Annotated in this window: 4 protein-coding genes; all 4 read left to right on the top strand. The window is 27.4% G+C overall.

Going from position 1 to position 5,790, the window contains the following annotated elements; translation table 11 throughout:
* The first annotated feature begins 133 nt into the window (after positions 1 to 133).
* On the top strand, positions 134 to 790 hold the full coding sequence (locus J7M77_RS15105) for a helix-turn-helix transcriptional regulator (protein ID WP_296880063.1): 657 nt from the start codon (positions 134 to 136) through the stop codon (positions 788 to 790).
* A 19-nt stretch (positions 791 to 809) separates the two neighbouring features.
* On the top strand, positions 810 to 2,519 hold the full coding sequence (locus tag J7M77_RS15100; RefSeq protein ID WP_296880061.1) for a site-specific DNA-methyltransferase: 1,710 nt from the start codon (positions 810 to 812) through the stop codon (positions 2,517 to 2,519).
* The gene (locus J7M77_RS15095; protein ID WP_296880058.1) at positions 2,516 to 4,714 is read left to right on the top strand and encodes a DEAD/DEAH box helicase family protein; all 2,199 of its coding nucleotides are present in this window, start codon (positions 2,516 to 2,518) and stop codon (positions 4,712 to 4,714) included. The genes J7M77_RS15100 and J7M77_RS15095 overlap by 4 nt, the downstream gene beginning before the upstream one ends.
* 48 nt (positions 4,715 to 4,762) lie before the next feature.
* Positions 4,763 to 5,790 (top strand): AAA family ATPase (locus J7M77_RS15090; protein ID WP_296880056.1); only part of this gene is annotated, 1,028 nt, incomplete at its 3' end.

The following is a 5,790-nucleotide window of genomic DNA, read 5'->3' as shown; positions in this document are numbered from 1 at the left end:
TTCACATATTTCAATATTTTACAGACAATTTTAATTTGAATCAACCAGGTTAACCTGGTTGATTGGAAAGGAAAAAGTATACTGTAAATGACTAACTACATGAGTCATTTATAATATACCAGGAGTTTTTACAATGTCTTTTGCTATATATTTAAAAAAGATTAGAGAAGAAAAAAAGATTAATCAAACAGAAATGGCCGAGTTATTAGATATTAGTAGGACTGCAATAAAATTAATAGAGAATGGTTCAACAAAGCATCCTAGTAAAAAGGTTCTACATAATTTAGCATCTTTTTTAAATAGAACTGAAATAGACGTAATGACACAAATATTATTTGATGAAAATTCAGAAAACTTTGATGAAAATGAATTGTTTGTACGCCATTATTTAACATATATGTACTTAGAAGGATGGAATATAGTTGACCATCCTTATGTATATCCGATTTGGAATGGCTATAGTATAGAATTTGAAGGAAAAATTATAAAGAAGAGACAACCAAAAAATATTGTGATTGTTAGTTCGTATAAAAAAGAACTATATAGAATTACTAAAGTAAAAAATAGAATGGATGCATTAGGATTTGTTGGTGATTTAGTTTCAAAATTAATGCAAGTAATAGATTCATATAGAGGAGTTAAGTTGATTTTTAATGCTGAAAACCAAGAAGAAAAAATAGCATTTGATTGTATATCAGAGGTGCAAATGAGCCACAAAGGATTTAATGTTGAAGTGGTTTTATATGATAAAAATACAGGTGTTATAGATACTTTGCAATTATTACAGTAGTAAAGAAAGGATGATTAACATGGCTGAGACAATAAATTTGTCAAAAGTTAAAAGAGAAAAGCTTTTATCCAAACTAGAGTTATTGAAACAACAAATTGATGATGAAGATATGAAAGCTACTTTAAATGAAGTTGAAACAGAACTAACTAAAAAGAAATATGGTTTAGTATGGGAAGAACATTCAGAAGAAGTAGACGAACAAATGAAATCTAATATTCCCATTTTTATAGAAGATAAGGATAAAGAAATAGTTTCAGATGAATCATTACCCTTTAACTTTCTTTTAGAGGGAGATAATTTACATAGTCTAAAACTACTAGAAAAAACTCATAAAGGAAAGATTGATGTTATTTATATTGATCCACCTTATAATACTGAAAACAAAGATTTTGTATATGATGATAGAAAGATTGGTATTGATGATGCTTATCGTCATAGCATGTGGATATCATTTATGAATCGTCGTTTACAAATTGCACATAGATTACTCACCAATCAAGGTGTGATTTTTATTTCAATAGATAATAACGAATATGCAAATCTTAAATTGCTATGCGACCAAATATTTGGAGAGAATAACTTTGTTACGACTATTCATGTGGAATTATCAGCTACACAAGGAATGAAAGTTAAAGCTGCAAAAATGGGAAATGTTGTAAAAAATGGAGAATTTGTCCTAATTTATTCAAAAGATGGACATAAAAATATAGCAAAAAATATTTTATATGATGTTCGTCCTGATTTTGATAAGCATTATAACAAAATTATTATTAATGACAAATTGGTTTCTTTAAGGGAATATGTACAAGATAAAATTGAATTAGAATTTCAGAAAGAAAGCTTGGATAGATTATATATAGTAAGTAAAAAATTTAAATTATTTATTGAAGATAATTTAGACAATATAGTAGCAGATGATAAAATTACTGGTTTTAATATAGCTGATTATGATGTCAACAAGATATATAAAGAAATTCGATCAGGAAAAGAATATCTAATAATAAATAATGGAATCAAGATGAGACAATTATTAAGATTGTCGGATTCATATGGACAATGTAATGATTTTAAAAAATCCTATGGGCTTAGAAAGATTCGTGGAGATTGGTGGAAAGAATTTTATCTAGATATGGGAAATGTTAGTAAAGAAGGTAATGTTGTTTTTTCAAACGGAAAAAAACCATTGAGATTAATCCAACAACTTATTTATATGGTTACTGAAGGGAATGAGATGGTGTTAGATTTTTTTGCTGGTTCAGGTACAACTGCTCATGCAATATGCGAGTTAAACAAGAATGATGGAAAAAATAGGAAATTTATTTTATGTACTAATAATGAAAACAACATATGTGAAAACATCACTTATCAGCGATTAAAAAACATACAATCAGAATATAATAAGCTGAACTTGAAGTACTATAAAACTTCTTTTATCCCTAAATCCAATAATGGAACATTAAATGAAAAATTACTACATTCTATAACTGAACTCATAAAATTGGAATATCATTGTGAGATTGACAATTGTATAATCAAAATTGCGTTTACTGATGAAGAAATGGATAGAATCATCGAAGAAGATTTGCACGAGTGTAAAAAGTTGTTTGTTAGCAACGAAGTCTTTTTAACTAGTGAACAAGAAAAGATACTAGAAAATTATGGAGTAGAAATAATTGATATTCCAGAATATTACTTTGGAGAAGAATTAAGGGAGGTTGATGAAATATGATAGGTATAAGAAAACTATTTGAATTTCAAGAAGATTGTTCATCATATATCGTTAACTATTGTAATAGCGTAAACAAGAAAACTTTAATAGTAAAAGCTCCAACAGGATCAGGGAAAACTATTATTTTATTGGATTTTATTGATAAGTACATTAAACAAAAAAATAGAAAAGTATGTTTCATTTGGTTAACTCCAGGTTCTGGAGAATTAGAAGAACAAAGTAAACAGAAATTAGATAAGCACTTACCTCAATATACTTCAAAAACAATTGATGATGTCTTAAATGGTGATTTTGATGATAAAGATGTTTGTTTTATTAACTGGGAAAGAGTTACTAAAAAGGGTAATCGCGCAATTATGGAAGCTGAAAGAAAAAATATTTATGAAAGAATTGCTGATGCTCATAGAAATAATATAGACTTTATTCTAATAATCGATGAAGAACACCAAAATAATACTTCGAAAGCAAGAGATATCATCGATGCATTTGCTCCGATTTATACTATTCGTGTATCTGCGACAGCTAATAAAAATAAAGCTTTTGATATGTATGAAATTGATGAAGTTGATGTTATTGCATCTGGGCTTATTACAAAAGCTTTATATATCAACGAAGGAGTTAGTGGTGTACAAATTCAAGATGAAAATGGTTTATTATTAAATTTAGCAATAGCAAAAAGAAAAGAGATAAAGGAAGAATATGAAAAATTAGGAAAAAGTATTAATCCTTTAGTTATTGTGCAATTTCCAAATGAAAAACTAGATTTAATTAAGTCCATTGAAGAGAAATTGATAACAAGGGATATAACATATGATAACGGACGTCTTGCTATTTGGATGAGTGGTAATGAATATCATAAAAATATTGAAAACATAGCAGATATGAATAATTCTGTGCAGTTTCTTTTGATTAAGCAAGCTATTAGTACGGGATGGGATTGTCCACGTGCGAAAATATTAGTCAAATTAAGAGAAAATATGAGTGAGCAATTTGAGATACAAACTCTTGGTAGATTACGAAGGATGCCTGAAGCAAAACATTATAATAATGAATTGCTTGATAATGCATATTTATATACCTTTGATGAAAAATATCGTGAAAGTGTAATACAAAATATTGACAGAGCGTATTTTGTAAGAAGAATATTTTTAAAACCAGAATTTTACGACTTCAATCTTGTAAAAGAACTACGAAATTTAGATTACAATTGTTCAGGAGAACGAGAAAAACGAGATCGTTTAGCCAAGTTTTATAAAGAAAAATATAAATTAACTAATGATGTGACAATAAATAAAGTTAAATTAATGGCAGGTGGCTACAATTTATCAGATCGTATTGAAAAGACAATTATGCAAGGCAAAGTTGTTAGAACGATTGATATGGTTAGGGAAGATGCTGCTAGATATGGAGTCAGTTTTGCAGTAAATACTCACGAACATGCAATCGATTTAAGACAATCTATTGACTCATTTAAATCTTTAATCGGATTGTCATATGAGAAAACCAGAATGATTCTAGAATTATTATTTAGAGATAATAGAAGATTTAAAAGTAAATTTCTAAAATTAGGTACTTCTGAATTTTACGCATTTATATTAAATAACGTACATAAGATTCATGAGGATTTCAGAGAAGGAATGATTGGTTCCTATTCCAAACAAAGTATCTTTATTGAAGCAAAAGAAGAAATATTTAAATTTCCACGAGAAGAGGTCTTTAAATATATTGAACAGAGAGATATTAAGCTTATTAACAAGAACGTTTATCGTGATTATACTGATGATTGTTTAGTAGAAGAAATTAAATCAAAATCCGAAAGATTGTTTGAACGTTTTTGTGAGTTTGATGAAAAAGTATCTTGGTATTATAAAAATGGAGACACAGGGCAACAATATTTTTCAATTACATATCTAGATGGTAATCGAGTACAGCATTTATTTTATGCTGATTATATTGTTGGATTGACAAATGGTGATGTATGGATTATCGAAACTAAAGGCGGAGAAGGAAAGAATGGTGTTAATAAAAACATAGATATCCAAGTTAGAAACAAGTTTGCTGCATTTAAACAATATGCTGAAAAACATAATGTTAAATGGGGATTTGTGAGAGACAAAAATGAGAAATTATATATAAACAACACAGAATATATTGATAACATGAGCAGCGATGCATGGAAATTGTTAAAGTTTTGAACTTATATACAGTGTAATAATTTAATGAAAGTGAGATAGAGTTAGAAAATGAGTATATACAAAAAAGTAGAAAATAAATTAACTGAAATAAAAAATAAAGTCTTGTCAATCAAAGATTCTGAAGATATAGAAAATGAGAAAATTAATCATTTAAAACAAAATATAAGTAATAAAATTAATGTAATTGAAAAGAAATTTAATAATGAACTTGGCAATTTTGATAACAGTGAAATAACAATAAATTTTAAGGAGTTAATAAACAATTTATTGTCCAAAATTTTTAGTATCTCATTACCAAATAATTTAAGTAATCTGTACGATACAGATAAACAGTTGTCTTCGATTATTTTGGAAATAGATAAAGTTGAGATACTAACTATTTTATCATCAGTTAAAAATACTGTTGTAATTGTTGGAGCAAATGGTGCAGGGAAGTCATCTTTTGTGAGTGAACTAAAAAAAACGACATTACCTAATTTGTGTGTACTACCTGCTCAAAAGTATTTGATATTTAATAAAAATGCTTTCAGAAGAGATAAAAGCACAATAGAATCTTATCAACAAAGCATGCATGAAAATTATATTGATATAGCTAGAAATATAAGTGAGGAACATATAATAAATCAATATTTCTCATATACTTTTACATTTTTGATAACATCATTGATAAAAGAATATTCTGAAATTGCGACAAGAAAAATGCGAAATGAAGAAGATTATCGAGATAAAACTCCTATTTGGGAACAATTAGAAGAAATATGGAATCAATTGATACCAAATATTACTTTTGAAATCGACCCAAACGAAAGGGAAGTATATGCTCATAAAAAAGGAAATAGATATGGTCTAAATGGATTGAGTGATGGAGAAAAATGTATTATTTTTTACATTGGAAATGTATTAACTGCCCCTGAAAATAGTTATATAGTAGTTGATGAACCAGAAACCTTTTTAAATCCGTCTATTTATAATAAACTATGGGATTCGCTTATTTTAAAAAGACAAGATTGTCAGTTTATTTTTACATCACATACTATGGATTTTGTTAATTCTAGAACAAATTGTAGATATATATG

Source organism: Thomasclavelia sp. (genome assembly GCF_017889095.1).
Taxonomy (GTDB): domain Bacteria; phylum Bacillota_I; class Bacilli_A; order Erysipelotrichales; family Coprobacillaceae; genus Thomasclavelia.
Note: the sequence above shows the minus strand (reverse complement) of the source record. Positions and strands in the feature narration are given on the sequence as shown.

Excerpts from the sequence above, each read along its gene's own strand:
- J7M77_RS15095 (WP_296880058.1), top strand. The coding sequence starts at position 2,516 with ATGATAGGTATAAGAAAACTATTTGAATTTCAAGAAGATTGTTCATCA.
- J7M77_RS15105 (WP_296880063.1), top strand. The coding sequence starts at position 134 with ATGTCTTTTGCTATATATTTAAAAAAGATTAGAGAAGAAAAAAAGATT.
- J7M77_RS15100 (WP_296880061.1), top strand. The coding sequence starts at position 810 with ATGGCTGAGACAATAAATTTGTCAAAAGTTAAAAGAGAAAAGCTTTTA.